Below are 23,618 nucleotides of genomic sequence, written 5' to 3'. Positions count from 1 at the left end.
GTGCCCTGGTGGCAGCCCTCATCATTCCCTGATGCTTCTGGCTACCAGCCGGGCAATGCTCGGGCCGACAAGCAGCACGATCAGGAAGCGCGCCGACTGCAGGGCCATGACAAAGGAGATGTCGACGTTCTGCGCGGCGGCGGCGATGATGGCGACGCTGTCCATGCCGCCAGGGCTGGTCGCCAGATAGGCGGTCAGCGGGTCGACGCCGGCGAGCCGGCTGATGAGGAAGGCAAGGCCGCCGCAAAACGCGATCAGCGCGATGATCGAAGCGATGATCTGCGGCAAAGCGCGTGCCGCGTGGCGCAGGATCGGCCTGGTGAAGTTCAGGCCGATCGCCCAGCCGACCATCGCGTAACTGACCGCCAGCAGCCATTGCGGCAATTGCATCGGCACCCCGAGGCCGAGGTGGATGACTGTGCCGAAGATGAAGCTGCCGAGGAAGAAGGGCGAAGGCAGCCGGCAAAGCCTGCCCGCGAGGCCGCCGATGAGCGCCATGCCGATGGTGGCGGCGAAGGGTTGCGGATCGATCTCGGGGAACCAGATAACGGGCGGGACCTCGATGCCCGAGGTGTCGACCCACATCTTGGCGACGAGGGCTGCCGTCATCGAGACGAAGATGACGCGCAGATACTGCATGAAGGCGACAAGGCGCTGGTCGGCGCCGAAGGCGCCGGCCATCAGCACCATGGCGGTGGCGGCCCCCGGCGAAGAACCCCAGACGGCGGTGGTGCCCGGCAGGATGCGCCAGCGGCTGATCAGCCAGCCAAGCAGGCTCGAGGCCGCGACGGTGGCGATCACCACGCCGAGGAACAGCGGCCATTCCTTGTAGAAGACCGGGAAGATATCGGCCGAGATCGAAGCCGCGACGAGGCAGCCGACGACAGCCTGGGCGGCGCCGAACAGAAGCCGCGGCACACGCACCGCGGCACCGTTGGTGCCGGCGACGATGGCCGCCAGCATCGGTCCGATCAGCAGCGCCGCCGGCAAAGCGGCGAGTTCCAGCGCGCCGGCGAAGAGCGCGGAGATGACCAGCAGGATGAGCCACTGCCAAGGCTTGCTCAGCCGCGTCATGCGCTCGATGGCGGGTTGGTCGGAAGCTGGCTGCTCGGCCTCGGAATCCATGTTCTGGTCTTAACCCCAGACGCGAAAAATGCGAACGCAAGTGCGCGTGAAAAGCATGTTTCCGCCTCGGGCGCCCGCCTTAGCCCGTTTTGGCTTCAGCCAAGCCGAAGCCGCCCACCGGATGCGTTTCCACCTGGAATTCGAAGCCGCCGATGAAGGGGCGCGCCTTGGCGATCGCCGCCTGGACTTCGGGAAGCTGCAGCGAGGCCTTGTGGCTCGCCTGATCGGTCCACACCTCGGTCACCCAGATCGCGTCGGCATCGGCCGGATCGGTGGCGATGATATAGCTCAGGCAGCCGGGCAGGGCACCGGTGCTCTCACGCAGCACGGTCATGACAGCGTCGCGTTGGCCACGCGCCGCCCGCATCTTGCCGATCAGTCCATACATGTCCTCGTCTCCCCCTGGGTTGGCGCGAAAGGAGTGTGTCCAGTATGCCGGTCGCCGGTCAAGGCATCAACTGGCCGCCATTGACCTCGATCACCTGGCCGGTGACGTAGCCGCTCAACAGGTCCGATGAGAGGAACAGATAGGCGCCGACGCAATCTTGCGCCGTGCCGGCACGGCCCTGCGGGATGGTGGCGACCATGCCCTTCATCTGCTCGTCGGTCGAATAGCGTTCGTGGAAGGGGGTGAGGATGGTGCCCGGCGCCACGGCGTTGACGCGGATGCCGAAGCCGATCAGTTCCTTGGCCATGCCGCGCGTCACGTTGGAGACGAAGGCCTTGGCCGAGCCGTAAAGGCCGGCGCCGCCGCCCGCCCCGTTGCGCGCGGCGATCGACGAGGTGTTGACGATGAAGCCGCCCTGTTTTTTCAGCCACGGGATCGCCTTGCGCGAGGCGGTCAGCACCGAGCGTGCGTTGAGGTCCATCACCGCGTCGTAATGCGCCTCGGTCTGCTCGGCGTAGGGCACGCGGCCAAGCATGCCGCCGGCATTGTTGACCAGCCCGTCGAGCCGGCCGAAATGCCGCGCGCTGTCCTCGACGACGCGTTCGACATCGGCAGGGAGAGAAAAGTCGCCTTGGACGAGGAACACCTCACCGCCGCCGTCGCGGATGGCCTGGCCGAGTTTCTCGGCGGCGTCGCGGCTGGAATTGTAGTGCAGCGCCACCTTGCATTCTGCCCGGCATAAGCGAGCGCGAGCGCCGCGCCGATGCCGGTCGAGGCGCCGGTGACCAGCACCGCCTTGCCGACGAGATCGGGGATGACAAGACCAAGGGCTGTCTCTGGCACTGCTGTTCCTCCGGGGGATTTCCAAGTTTCTTGGCGGGTGTTGCCACCCTTGCATTCAAGTCAGTGCCGCTTCAAGGCCTGAGATAGACATAGCCCTGGCTTTGCAGTTCGGCGAGCTTGACGACGCCACCCCTGTCGGCGGCATGGAAGCCGTCGAGCAAATCGGCGAGCGTAATATCCATGCCGTGCATGGTATTGCCGCAGGCATGCGGGTCGAGCCCTTGCTGGACAAGACCGGTAAAGCGCCCCGAAACCGCCGCCGATATGCCCTTCGACTTGAAGCCGGCAAGCGCCGGACCATGCACGACCAGCGCGATATCGACGTTGCCGCCCGTGCCCTCATAGTGGTTCTTGATGTTGCCGAGCACGAAATTGACCTTGTCGAGGTCGCTGAGGTGATAGGCGACCTTCAGCCTGGCAGGCTCGGTGGTTGCCGCCTGCACCGCCCGCAGGCCGAGAAGCGTCCCGGCTCCGGCGAGAGCCGCGTGGAACATGTCACGTCGGCGCATGGCGTGCCTCCCTGGCTTGCCGGCCCAGCGCGATTTGCGTGGCCGCGGCCGCAATACTAGCATAAATTGACGTTACGTCCTGTCGATGCGGAGGGGGGCACATGGCGTTCAGGGAATGGAAGACGGTTGCCAGCGCCGGATTTGGCGCCGCACTGCTTGGCGGACTTGTGGGTTCTGCTTTTGCCGACAATATGCTCAAGCTCACCGAACTCAGCCCCAACGGGGCGGACGCCTGTTTCGGCCGGGTCTATGACGCGGCGCACCTCAATGTGCATCCGAAGCAGAAGGTGACGCGGATTTTCTTCTACTACGGCCATGATCCGGTCAGCCGTCCGAATGAGGAACCGAACGCGAATTCCGATACTTCCTACAATGGGTTCCTCACCACCACGGTGCGTGGCGCCAAGGCGCCGGAATGGGCCGGAGGCTGGTGCAATCACGAGTCCGAGGATGGCAAATCGGGCCCGATCCGTTGCGGCATGGACTGCGACCGTACGCTGGCGTCGCTGAAGGTCGACGGCAAGGGTCGGCTGATCCTGTCGGACCTGTCGTCCGATATCTACCTCGACGCCGGTTCGGAAGAAGAACTCGGCGCGGCTGAATACGACAGGCAGGCGCTTGGCAAGGAAGACGACAATTTCCGCCTCGATCCGATGCCGGCGGCGACCTGCAAGGCTGAATTCGCCCGCATCGATCCGATCGACCCGGCGCTCGGGCCGCCGCTGCGCGAGCGGCTGAAGCCAGACCAGGCCTTCTGCTACGGGCGCGACTATGACGCTGCGCATATGAGTTCGCATCCCGAGCAACTGACGCAGTCGATCCGGGTGTTTCGAGGACCGGTCGAACTGGCGTCCTTCGCCTCGGGAGGCGACGCCGCGAGCTGGCCCGACGGCGCCGACATCGTGGTCTCGGTCACGACGCGGCAGAAGGGAGCCAAGGTCACGCAGACTTATTCATGCCAGGGCGAGGCCGATCAATGGCGTTGTGCCGCGAGTTCGAAGACGAGCAATTTCTCCTGCGACATCGCGCAAAAGGAAATCTTCCTCAAGCGCGGCGCCAACGGCGCCATCACGCTTGCCAACCCCAACAGCAGCCTGGCGGTCGTCGACCTGTGCTCGAAGGCGGCCGACGGCAAGACGATGTCCGACGACAAGGTCTATCGGCTGGAGCCAATGCCACAATCCGCCTGCGCGCCGTAACCAGCGTTTCGTCATCCTTGGGTCGCCGCTACGGAGCTGCGCTCCTGCTTCGCCCAAGGATGACGAAGTCGAGAAACTCCGGTTAGCTCTTTGTTTTTACGCAATTCCGGACGGAAAGCCGCTCACGCTTTCTTGGAATTGCTCTTCCAAGGTCAGCGACAGTGACCCGCCTCAGGCGAACGGCACCGCGGTCGTGCCCTTGGGCAGCTTGGCTTCGTCGTCGGGCTCGACATGGATGGTCACCCGCACCGAGGGGAGTTCGGCCTTCAGCGCGTCTTCGATGCGATCGCAGATGACATGGCTGGCGCCGACCGACATGTCGGCGTCTACGACCAGATGGAACTCGATGAAGGTGGCGCGGCCGGCGATGCGGGTCTTGAGGTCGTGCACCTCCATGGCGCCCTTGCAATTGGCCGAGATGATGTCGCGGATGCGCATGTGCTCCGCCGTGTCGACGGCCCGGTCCATCAGGCCGTTCATCGACGAGCCGATGACATGCCAGCCCTGCCACAGGATGTTGAGCGCGACGATGACGGCCAATGCCGGGTCGAGGATCTGCCAGCCGGTCAGGATCGCTCCGACGAGGCCGCCGAAGACGCCGACCGACGTCACCACATCGGTCATGATGTGATTGCCGTCAGCGACCAGCGCCGGCGATTTCTCCGCCCGGCCCGTGCGGATCAGCATCCAGGCCCAGAAGGCGTTGATGACGGTGGCGACGCCGTTGACGGCAAGGCCTTTCCAAGGCTGTTCGAGCGGCGCCGGGGCCTGCCAGGAGCGCCAGACTTCGTTCAGAATCAAAAGCGCGGCGAGCACGATCAGCACGCCTTCCAGCACGGCGGAGAAATATTCGGCCTTGTGATGGCCGAAGGGGTGATCCTGGTCGGCCGGCTTGTGGCTGACCTGGATCGCCCAGAAAGCGGCAATCGACGCGATGACGTTGACGATCGATTCCAGCGCGTCCGAATAGAGCGCGACGGAGCCGGTCACGTACCAGGCGGCGGCTTTCAGCGCGAGCACGACAAAAGCGACCACGATCGACCAGAAGGCAAGGTTGGCGACCTTGCGCTTCGCGGCCGCCCTGGCTGCGATCGCCATCGTGTTCTCGGCTTCGGCCATTGGCGTCAGGCTGCCTTTTCCTTGGCGTTTCGCGGCAAATGCGCGACGATGTTCTCGATGATGCGCATGCCGGCATTGTGGCCGAGCGTCATGATCGATTCCGGGTGGAACTGGACCGCGGCGATCGGCTCCTTGCGGTGCTCGAAGGCCATGATGACGCCGTCTTCCGTCTCGGCCGTAACCATGAAATCGTCGGGCAGGCGTACCGGATCGGCGAAGATCGAGTGGTAGCGGCCGACGGTGACTTCCTTGGGCAGGCCGGAGAAGATGATGCCCGGCTTCGAGACGCGGATACGCGACGGCTTGCCGTGCATGGGAATGTGCAACTGCCTGAGTTCTCCGCCATAGGCTTCCGCCAGTGCCTGCAGGCCGAGGCACACGCCGAAGATGGGCAGGTCGCGCGCGCGCGCCTTTTTGATGGTCGCGGCGCAGTCGAAGTCCTTCGGCGTGCCGGGTCCGGGTGACAGCACGACGAGGTCGGGCTTCAGCCGGTCGAAGACTTCCTCCGGCACCGGCGAGCGCACGGTCGAGACATTGGCGCCGGTCTGGCGGAAGTAGTTGGCCAGCGTATGGACGAAGGAATCCTCGTGGTCGACCAAAAGGATGTTGACGCCGTCGCCGACGCGCGCCGTGGTGCGCTCGGTGCTGGTCGAATTGCCCGTCTTGGCGTCGCGGATCGCGGAGAGCATGGCGGATGCCTTCAGTTCGGTTTCAGCTTCTTCTTCCTCTGGAATGCTGTCGAAGAGCAATGTAGCGCCGGCACGAACCTCGGCGATGCCGTCCTTGATGCGGATGGTGCGCAAGGTAAGGCCGGTATTCATGTCGCCGTTGAAGTTGACCATGCCGATCGCGCCGCCATACCAGGCGCGCGGGCTTTTCTCGTTCTGCTCGATGAAGCGCATGGCCCACAGTTTCGGTGCGCCGGTGACGGTGACCGCCCAGGCGTGCGAGAGAAACGCGTCGAAAGCGTCCATGCCTTCACGCAAGCGGCCCTCGATGTGGTCGACGGTGTGGATCAGGCGCGAATACATCTCGATCTGGCGGCGGCCGATGACGCGTACAGAACCCGGCTCGCAGACCCTGGACTTGTCGTTGCGATCGACGTCCGAGCACATTGTGAGCTCGGATTCGTCCTTCTTCGAATTGAGCAGCTTCAGGATCTGCTCGCTATCGGAAATGGCGTCGTCGCCGCGTTTGATGGTGCCGGAGATCGGACAGGTCTCGACGCGGCGGCCGTTGACGCGCACGAACATCTCCGGCGACGCACCGATCAGGTATTCGTTCTCGCCCAGGTTGATGAAGAAGGAATAGGGCGACGGGTTGATGGACTTCAGCTTGCGCGAAATCTCGGAGGGCTGGGTCTCGCAGCGCTCGTAGAACATCTGACCGGGGACGACCTCGAACAGGTCGCCACGCTTGAACGAGTCCATCGCGCGGCGCACCAGATTGGCGTATTCGCCGGGCTCATGGTCGCCGCGTGGCGGGATACGGTCGGCGGTCCTGAACGGCTCGGCGATTTGGTCGCGTGGCAGGCCTTCGGTCGAAAAACCTTCGCCCGCATAGTCGTAACGGTCGGTCCAGGCCTTGGCCGAGTAGTGGTCGACGACCAGGATCTCGTCGGGCAGGAACAACACCAGGTCGCGCTGGCTTTGCTTGCGCACGAGCGTGTGGTCGACCGGGTCGAACTGGAAGGCAAGGTCGTAGCCGAAGGCGCCGTAGAGACCGAGATTGGCGTCTTCCGCCGTCTTGAACAGCGCGGTGATGGCGCGCAGCACAGTGAAGACCGAGGGAACGCGGCTGCGTTCCTCCTCGGTGAAGACACGGCCGGGTTTGGCGACATCGAGGCGGATCAGCTTTTTCGAGGTCTCGGCGATCGTGACCTCGGCGAGGCCGCCCAGTGTCCTGCCGATGACCGGCAACAGCGCCTCGCCACGGCCGTTCAGCGCCTCGATACGCATGGCGCGGCCGCGTGCCGAGATGACCAGCGGCGGATCGATGATGGCCGTATCCCAGCGCGTGTAGCGGCCGGGATATTCGTAGTTCGAGGAAAATACCGCGCCCCGGCGCGAGTTCAGCCCCTCGACATATGTGTCGATCGCGCCTTCATAGGGGCGGTCGTGGCGCTCGCGGGTGATGGTGATGCCACCCGCCGTCGCGAAGCTTTCAGCGCCGTTTTCCAGAACCTTCAACGTCATTGCCGTCTCCATCAGCTACTTGGGCAACGGACCCGGGAATGGCTTTAAAAAACAAATGGCCGCCCGGACATTCCGTTGCGGCCACCCTCTATTTTCACGCGCACGCGTTCGAACAGGCCGCTGTCAGCAGGCCCACCACCAAATGGTCTTGATCGAACGCATGTTCATGGCGATTCCCTTAGCGGCGATTGGGCGGCCGCGCAACTGGATTCGACGCAGGCTCAATCCTCCAGCGTGCCCGACCTTGCATCGGCGCTCTTCCTGTCGCCAACCAGTTTCAACAGGTCTTCGCCGGAGCGGATGATGCGGCGCGAGCGGCGGGTCAGGATGATGCCGTCCTGCGGCGCGAACACTTCCGTGCGGCCATCGGCTTCGCCTGGCGCGTGAACGATGGTAGCGAGCCGCGCGCCCCTGGTGACGCGGTCGCCGGGCTTGACGTCGTAGAGGACCGCACCGCCACGGGGCGCCGGCATCATGTCGATATTTTCCAGAGGTGCCGCGACGCCCTTGAAGGGGCCGGGCGCGGGCAGGGCGGTGTCGGATATCACGCCGCGCGCCACCAGCAGCCGGTAGAGGCCTTCGGCGTCGGACTTGGCCAGCGCGCCGTCGACATCGAGAATGCCGCGATATTCGACAGTGGTGGCGACGCGCCTGTCGAACTTCGCCACATCGGCCGATGCGTTCTGGTAGGGCATGATCGAAGCGCCCTCGAAGGTGCCGTCGGTGTCCTCGCTCCACAGCACCACGGCATCGACGCCCATGGCGGCGGCGCAATCGGCCATCCCGGGCCACAGGCTGGTGTGGACGTAGAGATAGGCAAGACCCTCATCGTCGCAGTGCAGGTCGAGCACGATGTCATGGCCGAGCGAAAGCTGCACCAGGCGCGACTTCAGCCGCTGGTCGGCGCCGCCAAAGGTGGCGTCCGGCAAGAGCCTGGCGTCGGGCGCGGCCAGCAGCGGAAAGCCGCGGTTGAAGTTGGTGCGGGTGCCGAGATGAAAGCGACCCTGGTGCTCGCCGAAGTGGTATTGCGCGCGGCCGATCGGGTTGGCCCAGGGCACGATGGTGATGTTGCCCCTGATGCGACCCTCGGCCTCGGCCTTGTTCAGCATCGGCATCAATGCATCGATGGCGACGACGCCAGGCAATTCGCCGGCATGGAGCGCTGCCTGCAGGTAGGCCGAAGGTGCTGTCTTGTCGGCGCCGGCCAAGCGGAGCACCGGGAATTCGTAGGAAACGCCGTCGCTGTCGCCGGCGATGCGTTCGATCGATTTCTGCATGACGTTCTCCATGAAAGCGAGAAGACATGCCCATTGGAAGGTACCGATGTCGATTGGTCCAGCCCGCCGCGCCATGGGCGCAAGGGCCTATTCCGCGGCAGCGTGAAGCGTGACAGGCGCGCGCCTGTCCAGCGCCGCCGACAGCACCGCAACGGCGACCGCCAGCAGGGCTAGCACCGCGCCGACCAGTGGCAAACCGGCATAGGAAACGCCTGATGACAGCGCCACGCCGCCGATCCATGCGCCGCCGGCATTGCCGACATTGAAGGCGCCTTGATTGAGCGTGGCTGCAAGGTTCGGTCCTTCGGAAGCCGCCTCGACGACCCGGATCTGCAGAGGTGGCACGACGACGAAGATGAGCAGGCCCCAGAGGAAGACGATGCCGATGGCAACGCTGGCGATCGTGCCGAACTGCATGAAGCCGACGAACAGCAGGGCCATCAGCAGCAAGGTGGCGATCACTGTCGGCATCAGTTTCCAGTCGGCAAGCCTGCCGCCGATGATGTTGCCGATGGTCATGCCGGCGCCGAACAGCAAAAGCACCCAGGTGACCGCCGCGGTCGACAGGCCCGACACGCCGGTGAGGTATGGCTTTATGTATGTGAAAACGGCGAACAGGCTGGCCGAGGTCAGCGCCGCGATCAGCATCGCCAGCCACACTTGCAGCTTGCCGAGCACACGGACTTCGGCGCGCAGACCGCCGCCGCTCGGTTCCGTGACGTCGGACGGCACCAGCCAGGCGATGGCCGCGACCGAGATCAGGCCGATGCCGACCACGGCCAGAAAGGTGGCCCGCCAGCCGAAGGCTTCGCCGAGTGCGGTGCCGGCGGGAACCCCGAGGATGTTGGCGAGCGTCAGGCCCGCGAACATCAGCGCGATGGCGCTGGCGCGCTTGTTGCGCGGCACAAGGCTTGCCGCGACGACCGAGCCGATGCCGAAGAAGGCGCCATGGCCGAAAGCGGTGAAGACGCGCGCCGCCATCAGCAGCCAGTAATTGGGCGCGATGGCGCAGAAGAGGTTGCCGACGACGAACAGGGCCGCAAGTCCCACCAGCACGGGCTTGCGCGGCAAATGCGCGGTGGCCATGGCCACGACAGGCGCGCCGAAGACGACTCCCAGCGCATAGCCGGTGACCAGCAGGCCGGCGGCGGGGATCGTCACGCCGAGATCGGCGGCGACCTCGGGCAGCAGGCCCATGATGACGAATTCGGTGGTGCCGATGCAGAAGGACGCAATGGCAAGCGCAAGGATCGGCAAAGGCATGGGAGGTCCAGACTGAATCGGTTCAATTTCAGACTGCGCGAGGACCCCTGCCGGGCGCAACAGACATTGCCGCAATGCAGCAATGCAGAAAGCGTGGAGCGGACGTCTCCTCTTCTAACGGCCCGACGCAGACCGATCCTTCAAGGGCTGAAACGATGTCGCTTCGTGCCCGACACGATATCTTGAAGCCGGCGCGGCCCCAGCAATAAATGCGTGATGACGACCGTGAAATCGCGGAGCCTTCGGCAAGGCACAGGCGACGACTGAAGGGGCAGCGGCTGACAGTCTCACGCCAGCGGCTTCAGCTCCTGGGCGATGGTGGGCAGCAGCTCCGAGACGGTGGGATGGATGTGCACGGCGCGCGCCAGTGTGTCGACCGGCGCCTTGGCGTACATCAGGTCGAGCACGCAATGCACCGCCTCGTCACCGCCGGGACCGAGCACCGAGCAGCCGAGGATCTCCCTGGTGTCGGCGTCCACGAGGATCTTCATGAAGCCCTGCGTCTCGCCCTTCTCGATGGCGCGGCCGACACGGGTCATCGGCCGCTGGCCGACCAGGGCGCGACGTCCGGATTTCCGCACCGCCGTCTCGGTCATGCCGCAGCGGCCGAGCGGCGGGTCGATGTAGAGCGCGTACGCCTCGACACGGTCGCTGATCCTGCGCGGATCCTTGTCGAGCAGATTGGCGGCGACGATCTCATAGTCGTTGTAGGAGGTGTGGGTGAAGGCGCCCTTGCCGTTGCAGTCGCCCATCGCCCAGATGCCTGGCACGCTGGTGCGCAGCTGGTCGTCGACGACAACCGCGCCGCGTCCGTCGACCTCGACGCCCGCCTTGTCGAGGCCGAGATCGTCGGTATTGAGCGTTCGGCCCAGCGCCAGCAGCACATGCGAGCCGACCGCGGGCGGCTGGCCCGTGGAGAAACTCACGGCAATGTCCCCGCCCTGCTTGGCGAAGCCGATGTCATCGGCGCCGACATGGACCGCGATCCCTTCGTTTTCGAGGATCGACAGGATGGCGGCCGAGACGTCCTCGTCCTCGCGGCCGGTGAGGCGCGGGCTCTTTTCGATGACGGTGACTTCCGAACCGAAGCGGCGGAACATCTGCGCGAATTCGAGCGAGATGTAGCTGCCGCCGACGACGATCAGGTGGCGCGGCAAAACGTCGAGATCCATCATCGACGAGTTGGTCAGATAGTCGATGTCGTGGATGCCGGGCAGGTCCGGCACCGAGGCGCGGCCGCCGGTGTTGAGAAAGATCTTGTCGGCGGTCAACAGGTCGTCGCCGACGCGCACCGTGTTGGCGGATTCGAAGCGTGCATGGCCGCGATAGAGCGTGCAACGCTCCATTCCGGCGATCCAGGTCTCCAGATTGCCGCGGGCGTCGTTGGTGACCTTGTCCTTGCGCGCCTTGATCCTGCTGTAATCGATCCCGACGGGACCCGGGAACGTCACGCCATAGTCGGCGGCGCGCCGCGCCAGATGGGCGGCATAGGCGCTGGCGACCATGGTCTTGGTCGGCATGCAGCCGGTGTTGACACAGGTGCCGCCGACCAGCTTGCGCTCGATCAGCGCCACGCTCATGCCGGCTGCCGTCAGACGGCCCGCCAGGGGCGACCCCGCCTGGCCAGCGCCGATGACGATGGCATCGAAGGTCCTTGCGTTCAAGGTCTGGGCCGTCATGCCACCGCCGCCACGATCAGCAGGCCGCCGATGATCGCCACCGCATCCTCGATGAAGGCCGCGGGCGGATCCTTGCCGAAAACGGCCGCCAGCCGGCCGCGCGCTTCGGCACCACCCAGGGTGCCGATGACCGCGCCGATCGCTCCGGCGATCAGGCACACGATGGTGGCGCCGCTGGTCGCGCCGATCACCGCGCCGCTGAACGCGCCGAGCAGAATGCGGGCGCCGAACTGCTGCGGCACCTTGCGGCTTGGCGTCGACGGCAGCTGGTCGGTGACCAGTTCGACTATGGCCAGGACGGTGAAGATGCCGACAGCCGCCCAATGGCCCATGAAGCTCGCCCAGGTGCCGGCAACCGGCAGCCAGCCGAGATAGGCGCCCCAGGCAACGGCGGCAGGTGCCGTCATGGCGCGCAGGCCGGCAATGACGCCGATCAGGAGTGCAAGAATGTAGAGCATGGTCGATCCCCCTCGATCCCGGGCCGGTACAGCCTTGAAACGGCAAGCTACCATAGGCCGGATATTTGGCTAGGCCGCAGACTCACAAGCGCACAGCCACGGCGGATCGAGGCAAGTCAGTTGGCTGATGGAGCGTTGATCGCAAATTGCGCGGCGAAAGCCCTGATATAGGCGGGCCGAGCTTCCCCGCGCGCCACATAGGCGGCCAGGTTTTGGTATTCATCCAGAATGCCTGACATTCTCAGTCGCAGCAGCACTGACACCATCAATAGATCGCTAGCGCTGAACGCATCATCGAGCCAGTCCGCGACGCCCAAACGAGCCGAGAGACAGTCCAGCCGGGCGCGAACACGGTCCTTAACCAGCGGCAAGCGCGCCTCGCTCCAGGGCTTGTCGGCTTCGAAAATTCTTGCCGTGGTCAATTCGAGGATCGGCGGCTCGATGGTGTTCAGCGCGGCAAACATCCACGTGATCGCTCGCGCGCGGGCGTTGCGCTCCTTCGGCAGCAGGCCCGCATGCTGCTCGGCAAGATGAAAGACGATCGAGCCGGTCTCGAACAGCGAGAGAGAACCGTCCTCATAGGTAGGGATCTGGCCGAAAGGATGGATGGCCAGATGGTCAGGCGCCTTCATGCCCGCGAAAGAAACAAAACGAACCGCGTAAGGCTGCCCCACTTCTTCCAGCGCCCAGCGAACACGCGTATCGCGGGCCAGTCCCTTGCCGCCATCGGGTGATCGTTCAAACGCCGTGATCGTGATTGTCATCGCATTTGTTCCTTGCCTGGGCGAATTTCTTCGGCTTCCTACCGAGGACGAATGAGCTTCCCGGAAATCGACATCGGTCCTGAACTATTTTCATTGCCGGAGCAGATCGGGAATGCCGCCAATCAACAAGGCCGCGCATCCTGGTTTATGGATTTCACGTCAGTCATCGCCTTGGCGTGTCCGCAGTGATGTAAAAAAAACGGAGGCACTGCCATGGTTCAGAGCGAACGCGCGAAAATGGCTGATGGTGAATGGTATACGTGCCTGGATGACGATCTTGGCGCGTTGCGCGGCGTGGCCGCGGATGCGGTGTTCGAGCACAATACGCTGCCGCCTCGCCGACGCGGGAACCTCGGGCCGGCCCTGCGGACACTGCTGGGCGGCGTGGGCGAGGGTGCCCGCATCGAGGCGCCGTTCCATTGCGCCTACGGCTTCAACATCTTTCTCGGCGCCGGCACCTTCCTCAATGCCGGCTGCACCATTCTTGACACCGCGCCGGTGTGCCTCGGCGAGGGGACGCTGCTTGGCCCCAATGTGCAGATCTATTGCGCCGAGCACCATAAGGAGGCGGCAGGGCGCCAGGCGGGGCTGGAGATCGCCAGGCCGGTCACGATCGGTGACAATGCCTGGATCGGCGGCAGCGCGGTCATCCTTGGCGGCGTCAGCATTGGCGAGGGCGCCATCGTCGGCGCCGGGGCGGTGGTGACGCGCGACGTGGCGGCGCACACGACCGTGGCCGGCAATCCGGCGCGGGTGGTCAGGCGGGGCTAACACTACGCGGCGGGAACCTGATCGTCGCTTCAAAACCGTCCCGTCGGCCGGATGCCGGTGAGGTCAGGACAAGCGTCGCATCGATCTGCTGCAGGATTTTGGTGACGATCGCCAGTCCCAGGCCTGATCCTTCGGCACGCGTCCCACCGCGTTCAAACCGTTTGACCAGACCGCCGGGAGCTGACGCCACCGGACCTTGGTTGATCACGCTGAGCCGGGCATCGTCAGTGATCCGAATGACAACCTCGCCGCCCTCGGCGCCATGCCGCAAGGCGTTCTCGATGAGGTTGCGCAGGATAATGGCCAATGCATCCGTATCGATCGCGGCCAACGCCTTGCCTTTGTCGGACGTTTCAAGACGAAGCCGACCCCTGTTCTGGCCGTGCTGCTCGAAGTCGGCGACCACCAATGCGGCGACCGCGGCGAGATCGGCTGGCTTGCCGGCGATCGCTACTCCTGCGTCGGCGCGCGCCAGCTGCATCAGCTTTTCGGACAGGCCGGCGAGGTCGGACAGAGCCGCCTTGATCTGGCGCGGGCGTTTTCTTGCCGCCTCGTCGGATGTTTCCGCGATCAGGCGCTCCGTTTGTGCCAACGCCCCGGCGATCGGTGTGCGCAATTCATGCGCGGCGTTCGCCGTGAACTCCTTTTCAGCATCGAGCGCCATATGCAGGCGCCGCATCAGGCTGTTGACCGACTTGGCGATGGCGGCAAGTTCGGAGGGCAGGTCCTCGGTGCGGATCGGAGCAAGGTTGTCGCCGTGGCGGGCGCTGATTTCGCCGCGCAGTGTCGCGATCGGCCTCAGGAAACGCGTCAGGGTCAGCCACGCGACAAGTGCGCTCAACGGGATGAGAATGACCATCGGTATGAGGAAGCCGGTGGCGGCTTCGAGCGTTTCCTCATTGCGCCGTGAATCGAGCTCGGCGACCTGGATGAGTATTGTGCCGCTGACCGCGGGCTCGGTGTAGATGCGCCATCCGGCTGCCTCCGAGAAGCCCTGCGCGAGCTCAGCCGTGAGCGGCTCCGCGGGAGCGTCATGGGAATGCATGAGAACGCGGCCGCCGGCGTCCCGCACCTGGAAGATGAGGCGGCCGCCTTCGTCGTCCGAAACAGCCTCCCCCAGCCTGCGCGGCGATTGCGATGCCTCACGCCCGAACATATCGTCGATGACCAGCGGCAGCAGTCTGCGGGCTGCCTCCTGCATCGAATTGTCCATGGCTTCATTGATTTCGCGGTGCAGCGTGATGCTTCCGGTGCCAGCGGCGACCAGGCCAACAGCGACCGTGACGAGGATCAGCGACGACACGAGGCGACCGGCAAGGCTGCTGAAGACCTTCATGGGAGTGCAAGGCGGTAGCCCAACCCCCTCACGGTTGTAAGGACCTGGCGCCCGATCTTCTTGCGCAAGCGGCTGACATAGACTTCGACAGTGTTGCTTTCGATCTCCGCGCCGAAGGCATAGAGCGCCTCCTCGATCTGGTTCTTGCCGACTGTCATGCCGGGCCGGCGCAGGAACTGCTCCAGCACCGCCCATTCGCGCGATGTCAGCATGGCCTCCGTGCCGTCGATGGTAACGCGGCGCGCGGCCTGGTCGATTTCGACGGCTCCGAGCCGGATCAAAGGGTTGGGGTTTCCGGCATAGCGGCGCGCGACCGCGGCAAGGCGTGCAGACAACTCGCTGAGATCGAAGGGCTTGACCAGATAGTCGTCCGCCCCGGAATTCAGCCCCGCTATGCGGTCTGAGAGCTGGTCGCGCGCGGTCAGGATGATGACCGGCGTATCGGTGCCTTCACGACGCAGCGTTTTAAGGAATTCGAGACCCTTGCCGTCGGGCAGATGCAGGTCAAGCAGGAGGAGCATATAGGAAACTACACGGAGGTGATCGCAGGCACCGCCAAGCGTCGTGCTCCAGTCCACGGCGTGGCCGTCGGCGGCGATATGATCGCGCACCGCTTCGCCCAGCACCGGATCATCTTCGATCAACAGAACGCGCACTTCGCCTCCGTGTCGCTGCACACGCGCCTTCATGCGGCACGAGGCTGACAGGAAGCTGAATGAAAGCCAACTGAGGCTTTTGCACGATGCGATGCGTGTTCAGGCTGCTGTCAGGTTTCGCGGCCAAGGTCCTCGACATCGGAATTGGCCGATGGAGAAAATAAGATGAAGACCTTGATCCTGACCGCGCTGGTTATGGCTTTTGCCAGCCCGGCCTTCGCCGCCGACAAATGCGATGTGCCGACCGGCCAGTGGCAGCCGCGCGAAGCCTTGCAGAAGAAGCTTGAAAGCGAAGGCTGGAAGGTTCGCAGCATCAAGACGGAACACGGCTGCTATGAAGCCAAGGCACTTGACGCCAATGGCAAGAAGCTGGAAGCCGTCTTCAATCCCAAGACGCTGGAGTCGGTCGGTGCCGATTCCGATGACGGTTGACGGCCATGAACGCCACTGTTTCGACACGAGAAACCTCGGTCGAGTCGACACGAGAAACCTCGGCCGAGTCGACACGAGAGGCCTCGGTCGAGGTCTGGAGCCCCTACGTCCGCCTCTTTCACTGGTCGCTGGTCCTTTGCGTCGCGGTGGCGTGGCTTTCTTCAGGCGAAGTCATGAAGGTGCATGAACTGGCCGGCTACAGTGCCGGGGTTCTGATTGCCTCGCGTTTGATCGCCGGTCTGGCGGGGTCGGGATACACGCGCTTCCGTCAGTTTGTGCGTGGACCGCGCGTGGTGAGTTCTTATCTCGCCGACGTGGCGCATGGCGATGAAAAACGCTATCTCGGCCACAACCCCGCCGGCGGTGCAATGGTGCTGGCGCTTCTGGCTTGCGTGGCAGGAATTGCCCTCACCGGCTGGATGCAGACCACCGATGCCTGGTGGGGCGTGGCCTGGGTCGAGGATACGCACAAGATCCTGGGCAATGGTGTCCTGGTGCTGATTGGACTTCATGTCGGCGGCGTGCTGTTCGCCAGTCTGCGTCATCATGAAAATCTGGTTCGCGCCATGATCACCGGCCGTAAACGCGCGGCCTCGCCGCAAGACGTTGGCTGACCGCGGAGAGCGGAAATGCAAGGGCACCCGCAGCGACGCGGCGCCCTTGCCGTTCGATCAAGATGACAGGTCCAGCGCCACCCGTTCGTCCTGATCGACCCGTCTGGAAAACTCGCGCCGATATTGCACCGGCGATGTCCTTAGCCGCGCGGCAAAATGTTGGCGCAAGGAAGTTGCGCTGCCGAAGCCGGCCTCGAAGGCGACCATGTCCATCGGCTTGTCCGTCGTCTCCAGCAGCCTCTGCGCCAGCGCGATGCGCTGGTCGGCCAGCCAGTCGCCGAAGCTGGTACCTATCGTCTTCTGGAAACGGCGGGTAAAGGTGCGGCGGGTGAGACCGGCGGCGTCGGCGACGCTATCGAGACCGTGCGGTTCGCCTAATGTCGCGCGCACCTTGTCGAGAGCCTGGGTAAAGCGGTCGGCGGCCGGGCTCGGCGCTACCGGGCGTTCGATGAACTGCGCCTGTCCGCCCTGCCGGTGCGGTGAAAGCACGATGTGCCGGGCGAGCCGCAGTGCCGCCTCGGCGCCATAGCGGGCGCGCACGATGTGCAGGCAGCAGTCGAGCCCGGCGGCGACGCCGGCGGAGGTGATGATGTCGCCGCCGTCAACGTAGAGCACGTCCGCATCGACCGAAATGTCGGGATGGAGAGCCTGCAGCTGATCCGTATAGGCCCAATGCGTGGTCGCCTTCCGTCCCGAAAGCAGGCCGGCGGCGGCGAGGGCAAAGGTGCCGAGGCAGAGGCCCACAATCAGCGCGCCGCGCCGGTGGGCGCGGCCGAGCGCTTCCTCGAGCGGTTTTGCCACAGGCGCTCCGAGATCCTTCCAGCTCGGGATGATGACGATATCGGCGTCTTCGAGCGCGGCAAGCCCGTGCGGGACCAGGATGCTCAATCCGGCGTCGGTCTGGATCAGCCCTTCCTCCACGCCGCAGACGCGGAAGTCGAAGCGCGGCAGGCCGAGCCTGGTGCGGTCGGCGCCGAACACCAGGCATGGCACGGAGAGATGGAACGGGCTGATGCCGTCGAAGGCGAGGACGGCGATGATGGGAGCGGTCATGGGGCGTTTCCAGTGTGAAGGAGGATTGTCCCAATTCTTTCGGATGATGTCAATCGGGCCACTGTTGGCGCCTCGGTCAGCAGGCTATCGTCGGTCCATCGCATTCAAGCCTGAAAGGAAACATCATGTCTGCCCCAGCCAACACCGCGCCGCGCCGCGCGCTGATCGTCGTCGACGTCCAGAATGACTATGACGGCGGCAACCTGGCTATCCAGCATCCGCCATTCCGCGACAGCGTCGTCAACGTGACGCGCGCCATGGATGCCGCATCGGCAGCAGGCATCAAGGTCGTGGTCGTCAAGCAGATGGCGCCCGAGACGTCGCCGATCTTCGCCCGGGGCAGCCATGGCGGCGAACTGCATCCCGAGATCGCCAGGCGTAGCCGCGACCATTATGTCGAGAAGAACTTGCCAAGCGCCTTCACCGGTACCGACCTCGAGGACTGGTTGCGCGCCAACGCCATCGATACGATCGCGGTCGTCGGCTACATGACGCATAATTGCGACCTGTCGACCATCATCCATGCCGTGCATATGGGCTTCGCGGTCGAGTTCCTGTCCGACGCGACCGGTTCGGTGCCTTACGCCAACAGCGCCGGCTACGCCTCGGCCGAGGAGATCCATCGCGTGGTGAGCATCATCCTTCAGTCGCGCTTCGCCGTGGTGCTCAAGACCGCCGAATGGATCGACTGCCTGGAGACCGGCGCGCTGCCGGAACGCGACACGATCCATGCGTCCAACCAGCGGGCGCTGTCGCGCAGCGCCGCGTAGGACGATCCGCAAACGAGAAGGGCGCCGCGGCGATGCGGCGCCCTTCTTGTTCTTGTCGAGATGAAGATCAGAACAGGCCTTCGATCTGGCCGGCCTCGTTGAGGAAGATCTTTTCCGACGACGGCTTGCTCGGCAGGCCAGGCATGGTCATGACCTCGCCGCAGATGATGACGACGAAGCCGGCGCCGGCGGACAGCCTGACCTCGCGCACCGGCACGGTGTGGCCGGTCGGCGCGCCGCGCAGGTTCGGGTCGGTCGAGAACGAGTACTGTGTCTTGGCCATGCAGACCGGAAGGTTGCCGTAACCAGCATCCTCCCAGGCCTTCAACTGGTCGCGCACCGATTTGTCGGCGATGGCTTCCGAGCCGCGATAGATGCGCTGAACGATGGTGTTTATTTTCTCGAACAGCGGCATGGAGTCGGGATAGAGTGGCGCGAACTGCGAGGCGCCGGATTCGGCGAGCGCCACCACCTTGTTGGCAAGCTCCTCGATGCCGGCGGAGCCGTTGGCCCAGTGCTTGCACAGGATCGCTTCCTCGCCCATCGAGGCGACGTAGTCCTTGAGCGCCTGGATCTCGGCGTCGGTGTCGGAATAGAAGTGGTTGATGGCAACGACCGCCGGGACGCCGAACTGCCTGATGTTCTCGATGTGGCGTCCAAGGTTCGGGCAGCCCTTCCTGACGGCTTCGACATTCTCCTTGCCAAGGTCTTCCTTCTTGACGCCGCCATTCATCTTCATGGCGCGCACGGTGGCGACGATGACGGTGGCTGCCGGCTTCAGTCCGGCCTTGCGGCACTTGATGTCGAAGAACTTTTCGGCACCTAGATCAGCACCAAAACCGGCTTCGGTGACGACGTAGTCGGCAAGCTTGAGCGCCGTCGTGGTGGCGACGACCGAGTTGCAGCCATGCGCGATGTTGGCGAACGGGCCGCCATGCACGAAGGCCGGGTTGTTCTCCAGCGTCTGCACCAGATTGGGCTGCATGGCGTCCTTGAGCAGGACGGCCATGGCGCCATCGGCCTTGAGGTCGCGGGCATAGACCGCCGACTTGTCGCGGCGATAGGCGACGATGATGTCGCCGAGGCGCTTTTCCAGGTCCTTCAGGTCGGTGGCGAGGCACAGGATGGCCATTACTTCCGAGGCGACGGTGATGTCGAAGCCGGCTTCGCGCGGAAAGCCGTTGGCGACGCCGCCGAGCGAGCAGATGATCTCGCGCAGCGCCCGGTCGTTCATGTCCATGACGCGGCGCCACACCACACGGCGGGTGTCGATGCCGAGTTCATTGCCCCAGTAGATGTGGTTGTCGATCAGGGCCGACAAAAGGTTGTGCGCCGTGGTGATGGCGTGGAAGTCGCCGGTGAAGTGGAGGTTCATGTCCTCCATCGGCACGACCTGCGCGTAACCGCCGCCGGCGGCACCGCCCTTGACGCCGAAATTCGGGCCGAGCGAGGCTTCGCGGATGCAGACGATCGCCTTCTTGCCGACGCGGTTGAGGCCATCACCGAGGCCGACGGTGGTGGTGGTCTTGCCCTCGCCGGCCGGGGTCGGGTTGATGGCGGTGACGAGGATCAGCTTGCCGTCCTTGTTGCCCTTCACCGACTTGATGAACTCGGCCGAAATCTTGGCCTTGTCGTGGCCGTAGGGCAGCAGATGTTCGGTCGGGATGCCGATCTTCTGGCCGATCTCCTGGATCTGCTTTTTCCTGGCGCCACGCGCGATCTCGATGTCGGACTTCACTTCGGCCATGACGGCGTTCCTCTGGATTGGACGGTGGAGGGGACGGGATTGATCTTACTCGCAAGAAGGCTGGAGCCGGACGCGCGGGGCATCTAACCCTGTCGCTGCGGCGGCGTCAACTTTCATGCAACTATGTTTCCTATAGAGAAAATTCCTCTGCGGCGGGCCGACCTATTCCCGGTTCTTTATGGCTCCGCTTGCCGCGCCGTATAGAAGCCAGAGCAGGGGCGCTTCCGCCGTCTCAAAACAGCCGCACAATGCACGGAATGCGACAGACGCGACGACGCAAATCCGCCATCGCGAGTGTTGCCGTGGGACAGCGCTACTGCGTCAGCACGTTGCTGATTTCAACCATGTTCGAGCGCACCCGAAGCACGTAGAAGCCCATCGTCGTCAGATGGGTGGGCAGCAGCCAGCCGTCCTCGCGGCCATTGGCGATGATAAAGGGCTGGATGCGCAGGGCCGACACGAACTGCGCGTCCATCGTATCCCACAGGCTCTGCAGGTGCTTTTCCTTGATGACGTCCTCGAAGTCGGCCTGGGCGCCCTTCATCAGGCCGTAATAGGCATAGAGCTGGCCATAGGCGAACCAGTAGCGGTCGTCGGCGCGGGTGTCGAACCAGCCATTGTTGTGGTTCTCGGCACGCTCCTTGAGGATGGCGGAGGTCGAGCCGATGTCACTGGCGATGCGATCGATATACTGCTTCAGATTGTCGGCGCGGGCATCGAAAGTGGCCTGGCAGGTGGCGAGCCGGGCATTGAACGAACGCAGCTTGCGCACGGCGTCGCGATAGTAGCTCGGCGTCGGTGTCTTCGGTCCAAACGGGCTCACGCCGAAATACCAGGTGTACTCGTCGAACTGCAGATTGCCACGCGCGTCCTGCAGGTCGGCATCGATCTGCGAGGTGGTGCGCACGCGGCCGAGATTGTCGGCAAGCTCGGTCGCCGTGCGTCGCACCGCCTGGTTGATGCCGCGCTGGAAAGAGGCCTTGTTGTCCATCCACGGGGTGTTGTCCCAGTCGATGCCGAACAGGCCGAGCTTGTAGAGGATCATCGACGAGATCCAGGCATTCTGGTTGACGTTGAAGTCAGTCAGGTCCGCCGCCACCTGGGCGATGCCGGAGTTGCCGCAAGTCTTGGCCGTGTCGGTGCCGGCGCCGGCGGCCACCTGTTCACCGGCGGAAACGTTGCGCTTCTCGAACGTATAGGTGTCCGGGTAGTTCGGGTTGAACCTGTTCCACCACTGGGTGGCGTAGAAGAAGTTGGCGTAAAGGCCGATCAGCACCAGCAAGGCTAGGCCGACGACGGCCTTCAGGATCCAGCCGCGCTGCGTGTACCAGCGGCCGCCCCACAAGAAGGGCCACAGGATCACGCCGATCAGAAGGCCGATGCCGCGGCCGATCCACTGGAACAGCTTGACGAAGAAGTTCACGATCGGGTCGAGCATGGCTGTATCACCCCCTCAGCACGATGCCAAAAAGTTGCAGGCTTTTTGGATAACATCATGCACCAAAACAACAAGTTAGAACGGAATGACGGTTCATATCGTTCTAGTCGGTCAGGCCGTAGAGGCGTGTGCGAAACGCCACCTTTTCCTTCAAATATGTGGTTTTCAGAACGTCCACAACATGCGATCGCCAAGCGTCGCTGAAGCCGTCATAGTCCTTGTAGAAGCCGTCCTTGTTGAAGATGTAGCGCGAGACGAAGTCAGACGGCACGAAATCCGAGATCAGCCGGTTGGTCAGCCAGGCGTCGGGATGATCAGGCTTGGCGCGGACCACCAGGAAGCGCTGTTGCGGGAAGACGTCCTCGATCTTGAGGTGGCCGAGCTGGGCGATCTCGCGCTTGGCGGCGTTGAGGAAGGGAAAATTGCCGTCCCTGGTGATCAGGTCGGCATGGCTCTGGATCCAGGTCTGCAGCCAGACCTTGTCGACATCGGTCAAATTGCGGTTCGGCTCGGCGTCGCGGATCAGCGCGCGCACCACCATTTCGGCGCGGTGCTCGAGATAGCCCGAGGTTTCGATCCAGGAGGCGCGCGGCAGTTCGATGCGGCCGGTGGCGGCCAGGAATTTGAACACCTTGTCGGCGTCCTTGATGGAGAGATAGCTCACCTGCCAGGGCCGCGAGCGGCGGAAACCTGGAGCCGCCGGATCGCTGATCACCGTCGTCATGTCGGGATCGACGAACACGTAGAGGCCGCCGAAATGGCTGGTCCAGTAGGCGTTGTGGCGGAAGATCACCTGGTCGGGCACCAGCGCGTTCTCCCTGATGTCGCCGCAGACCTTGGCGAGTTCCACCATGCGGGTCAGCATGGCATTGTCGCGCCAGGCGTCGGGCTCCTGCTTCAGCCGGTCGACGAGCTTGCCGAGCTCGGCCGCCTTGCCCAGCACGTCCTCGGCCGACAGCACCTTGAACTCGACCTGGCTGATCGACAGCAGGTCCTCGATGTCGTTGACCTTGGGAACGGAATCCTCCATCTCGCCGTAGATCACGTCCTTGATGGTCAGCGCGTCTATGGCGCGCTGGTTCCTGGACATGAATTCGAACATCAGCTGCGAGGTGTTCGAGAAGGCCGTGTGCACCACCGGCAGGTCGATCTGCGACGGCGTCAGGATGATGAAGCGGCGGTTGACCTCGTTGGGATCCAGATAATCGTAGTCGCCACACTCCTCGGCCACTTCGGGCGAAAAGCCGGTGCGGTCGATCTGGAAGCTCTTCAGCCTGGTGGGCTTGAGGCCGAAAGCTTCCAGCGCCTTGTTGTAGCGCTGGATGAGATGCGGCTCGTCGACCGTGAGCAGCCGGCCGTAGATGAGTTCGTTGTCGCGCAGGAGATCGGGTTTCTTGCTCATCTTGCCTTCTCCCCGTTCACGGGGAGAAGGTGCCCGAAGGGCGGATGAGGGGCGGCGCAAACGCTCATCATCTCGTCTCCAAGATTGAAGGCAGAAACTTCGCGTCGATGCTAATCATCTTCTTGTTCAGCCGACCATCCACGGCCGCAACGATGGTTTCCAATACGCTCTTTCGGCCGCTCAAAACATCAGCGTGCCAAATCCTCAATACCGACCAACCATTAGCGTTCATCGTTTCGTCCCTGTAGCGATCCCGGGATCCGCCTGCATGCTGGCTGCCATCGACCTCCACGACCAGATTAGCCTCACGACAGGCAAAGTCGGCGAAATAGGGCCCGATGGGCAGTTGACGAATGAATTTGTGGCCATTCAATCGTCGCCCACGCAGTTCATGCCAGAGCTTTTCCTCGGCATCGTTCTCGATTTCCGAAGCTCGCGGGCTCTTGCCACCTTGGGTTCGTTTCCACCACGCATGGCGCTGCCCCTCATCCGCCCTTCGGGCACCTTCTCCCCGTGAACGGGGAGAAGGAAGAAGGGCTCGCCTCACGCATTCCACAGACCCTTCTTCTTCATCTCCTCC

22 protein-coding genes and 2 pseudogenes are annotated in these 23,618 nt (G+C 63.9%); 6 read left to right on the top strand and 18 right to left on the bottom strand.

Going from position 1 to position 23,618, the window contains the following annotated elements; genetic code table 11:
- Positions 1–21 precede the first annotated feature (21 nt).
- The 4 genes and pseudogenes from LB516_RS28705 to LB516_RS28690 all read right to left on the bottom strand — a co-directional run bounded on the left by LB516_RS28705 (position 22) and on the right by LB516_RS28690 (position 2,865).
- The gene (locus tag LB516_RS28705; protein WP_140713574.1) at positions 22–1,125 is read right to left on the bottom strand and encodes an AbrB family transcriptional regulator; all 1,104 of its coding nucleotides are present in this window, start codon (positions 1,123–1,125) and stop codon (positions 22–24) included.
- 79 nt (positions 1,126–1,204) lie between these two features.
- On the bottom strand, positions 1,205–1,513 hold the full coding sequence (locus LB516_RS28700) for a putative quinol monooxygenase (RefSeq protein ID WP_023770344.1): 309 nt from the start codon (positions 1,511–1,513) through the stop codon (positions 1,205–1,207).
- A gap of 58 nt (positions 1,514–1,571) precedes the next feature.
- Positions 1,572–2,356, bottom strand: a pseudogene (locus LB516_RS28695) (SDR family NAD(P)-dependent oxidoreductase).
- A gap of 71 nt (positions 2,357–2,427) precedes the next feature.
- Complete coding sequence (locus LB516_RS28690) at positions 2,428–2,865, bottom strand: DsrE family protein (RefSeq protein ID WP_140617654.1); 438 nt, start codon at positions 2,863–2,865, stop codon at positions 2,428–2,430.
- 101 nt (positions 2,866–2,966) lie between these two features.
- Here LB516_RS28690 and LB516_RS28685 point away from each other — a divergent pair, with 101 nt between their 5' ends.
- The gene (locus LB516_RS28685; protein ID WP_224643130.1) at positions 2,967–4,064 is read left to right on the top strand and encodes a hypothetical protein; all 1,098 of its coding nucleotides are present in this window, start codon (positions 2,967–2,969) and stop codon (positions 4,062–4,064) included.
- 171 nt (positions 4,065–4,235) lie between these two features.
- Here LB516_RS28685 and LB516_RS28680 read toward each other — a convergent pair whose 3' ends face one another.
- The 7 genes from LB516_RS28680 to LB516_RS28650 form a co-directional block, all read right to left on the bottom strand.
- Positions 4,236–5,183, bottom strand: a complete 948-nt coding sequence (locus LB516_RS28680; protein WP_140617656.1) for a cation diffusion facilitator family transporter — start codon at positions 5,181–5,183, stop codon at positions 4,236–4,238.
- 5 nt (positions 5,184–5,188) lie between these two features.
- On the bottom strand, positions 5,189–7,378 hold the full coding sequence (locus tag LB516_RS28675; protein ID WP_224720819.1) for an anthranilate synthase: 2,190 nt from the start codon (positions 7,376–7,378) through the stop codon (positions 5,189–5,191).
- 221 nt (positions 7,379–7,599) lie between these two features.
- Entirely contained in the window at positions 7,600–8,655 is a 1,056-nt protein-coding gene (locus LB516_RS28670) for a succinylglutamate desuccinylase/aspartoacylase family protein (RefSeq protein ID WP_140617657.1), read from the bottom strand.
- Positions 8,656–8,742: 87 nt separating this feature from the next.
- Positions 8,743–9,918, bottom strand: coding sequence for an MFS transporter (locus tag LB516_RS28665; protein ID WP_015316026.1), 1,176 nt, complete (start codon positions 9,916–9,918; stop codon positions 8,743–8,745).
- Between the two features lie 287 nt (positions 9,919–10,205).
- Entirely contained in the window at positions 10,206–11,582 is a 1,377-nt protein-coding gene (locus LB516_RS28660; protein WP_224720825.1) for an FAD-containing oxidoreductase, read from the bottom strand.
- 11 nt (positions 11,583–11,593) lie between these two features.
- On the bottom strand, positions 11,594–12,055 hold the full coding sequence (locus LB516_RS28655) for a DUF4126 domain-containing protein (protein WP_140721635.1): 462 nt from the start codon (positions 12,053–12,055) through the stop codon (positions 11,594–11,596).
- 116 nt (positions 12,056–12,171) lie between these two features.
- Entirely contained in the window at positions 12,172–12,819 is a 648-nt protein-coding gene (locus LB516_RS28650; protein ID WP_224529518.1) for a glutathione S-transferase family protein, read from the bottom strand.
- A 51-nt stretch (positions 12,820–12,870) separates the two neighbouring features.
- Between LB516_RS28650 and LB516_RS28645 the strand changes: the two genes are divergently transcribed.
- Positions 12,871–13,008 (top strand): hypothetical protein, encoded by a 138-nt coding sequence (locus tag LB516_RS28645; protein ID WP_181171287.1) that lies wholly within the window; start codon positions 12,871–12,873, stop codon positions 13,006–13,008.
- Between the two features lie 24 nt (positions 13,009–13,032).
- Positions 13,033–13,590, top strand: coding sequence for a sugar O-acetyltransferase (locus LB516_RS28640; protein WP_224720818.1), 558 nt, complete (start codon positions 13,033–13,035; stop codon positions 13,588–13,590).
- Here LB516_RS28640 and LB516_RS28635 read toward each other — a convergent pair.
- Together LB516_RS28635 and LB516_RS28630 are read right to left on the bottom strand one after the other, a co-directional pair.
- On the bottom strand, positions 13,577–14,926 hold the full coding sequence (locus tag LB516_RS28635) for an ATP-binding protein (RefSeq protein WP_224720817.1): 1,350 nt from the start codon (positions 14,924–14,926) through the stop codon (positions 13,577–13,579). The genes LB516_RS28640 and LB516_RS28635 overlap by 14 nt on opposite strands.
- The gene (locus tag LB516_RS28630; protein WP_140823196.1) at positions 14,923–15,582 is read right to left on the bottom strand and encodes a response regulator; all 660 of its coding nucleotides are present in this window, start codon (positions 15,580–15,582) and stop codon (positions 14,923–14,925) included. The genes LB516_RS28635 and LB516_RS28630 overlap by 4 nt, the downstream gene beginning before the upstream one ends.
- Before the next feature lie 165 nt (positions 15,583–15,747).
- Between LB516_RS28630 and LB516_RS28625 the strand changes: the two genes are divergently transcribed.
- Positions 15,748–16,014 carry a PepSY domain-containing protein gene (locus tag LB516_RS28625; protein WP_015316032.1) on the top strand — a complete coding sequence of 89 codons (267 nt, stop codon included), beginning with the start codon at positions 15,748–15,750 and terminating at the stop codon, positions 16,012–16,014.
- 5 nt (positions 16,015–16,019) lie between these two features.
- The gene (locus LB516_RS28620; RefSeq protein ID WP_224720824.1) at positions 16,020–16,628 is read left to right on the top strand and encodes a cytochrome b/b6 domain-containing protein; all 609 of its coding nucleotides are present in this window, start codon (positions 16,020–16,022) and stop codon (positions 16,626–16,628) included.
- 57 nt (positions 16,629–16,685) lie between these two features.
- Here the strand turns inward: LB516_RS28620 and LB516_RS28615 are convergent, their stop codons facing one another.
- Positions 16,686–17,681, bottom strand: coding sequence for a helix-turn-helix domain-containing protein (locus LB516_RS28615; RefSeq protein ID WP_224720816.1), 996 nt, complete (start codon positions 17,679–17,681; stop codon positions 16,686–16,688).
- 125 nt (positions 17,682–17,806) lie between these two features.
- On the opposite strand from LB516_RS28615, the gene LB516_RS28610 reads away from it, so the two are divergent.
- The gene (locus LB516_RS28610) at positions 17,807–18,451 is read left to right on the top strand and encodes a cysteine hydrolase family protein (protein ID WP_224720815.1); all 645 of its coding nucleotides are present in this window, start codon (positions 17,807–17,809) and stop codon (positions 18,449–18,451) included.
- 67 nt (positions 18,452–18,518) lie between these two features.
- Here the strand turns inward: LB516_RS28610 and LB516_RS28605 are convergent, their stop codons facing one another.
- The 4 genes and pseudogenes from LB516_RS28605 to LB516_RS28590 all read right to left on the bottom strand — a co-directional run bounded on the left by LB516_RS28605 (position 18,519) and on the right by LB516_RS28590 (position 23,512).
- Positions 18,519–20,198, bottom strand: coding sequence for a formate--tetrahydrofolate ligase (locus LB516_RS28605; protein ID WP_015316036.1), 1,680 nt, complete (start codon positions 20,196–20,198; stop codon positions 18,519–18,521).
- Positions 20,199–20,511: 313 nt separating this feature from the next.
- Entirely contained in the window at positions 20,512–21,636 is a 1,125-nt protein-coding gene (locus LB516_RS28600) for a DUF2333 family protein (RefSeq protein ID WP_224720814.1), read from the bottom strand.
- A 103-nt stretch (positions 21,637–21,739) separates the two neighbouring features.
- Entirely contained in the window at positions 21,740–23,038 is a 1,299-nt protein-coding gene (locus LB516_RS28595) for a DUF6638 family protein (RefSeq protein WP_224720813.1), read from the bottom strand.
- A 67-nt stretch (positions 23,039–23,105) separates the two neighbouring features.
- A pseudogene (locus LB516_RS28590) lies at positions 23,106–23,512 on the bottom strand (endonuclease domain-containing protein).
- Between the last annotated feature and the right edge of the window lie 106 nt (positions 23,513–23,618).

The organism is Mesorhizobium sp. CO1-1-7, assembly GCF_020164885.1.
Lineage (GTDB): Bacteria > Pseudomonadota > Alphaproteobacteria > Rhizobiales > Rhizobiaceae > Mesorhizobium > Mesorhizobium australicum.
Note: the sequence above shows the minus strand (reverse complement) of the source record. Positions and strands in the feature narration are given on the sequence as shown.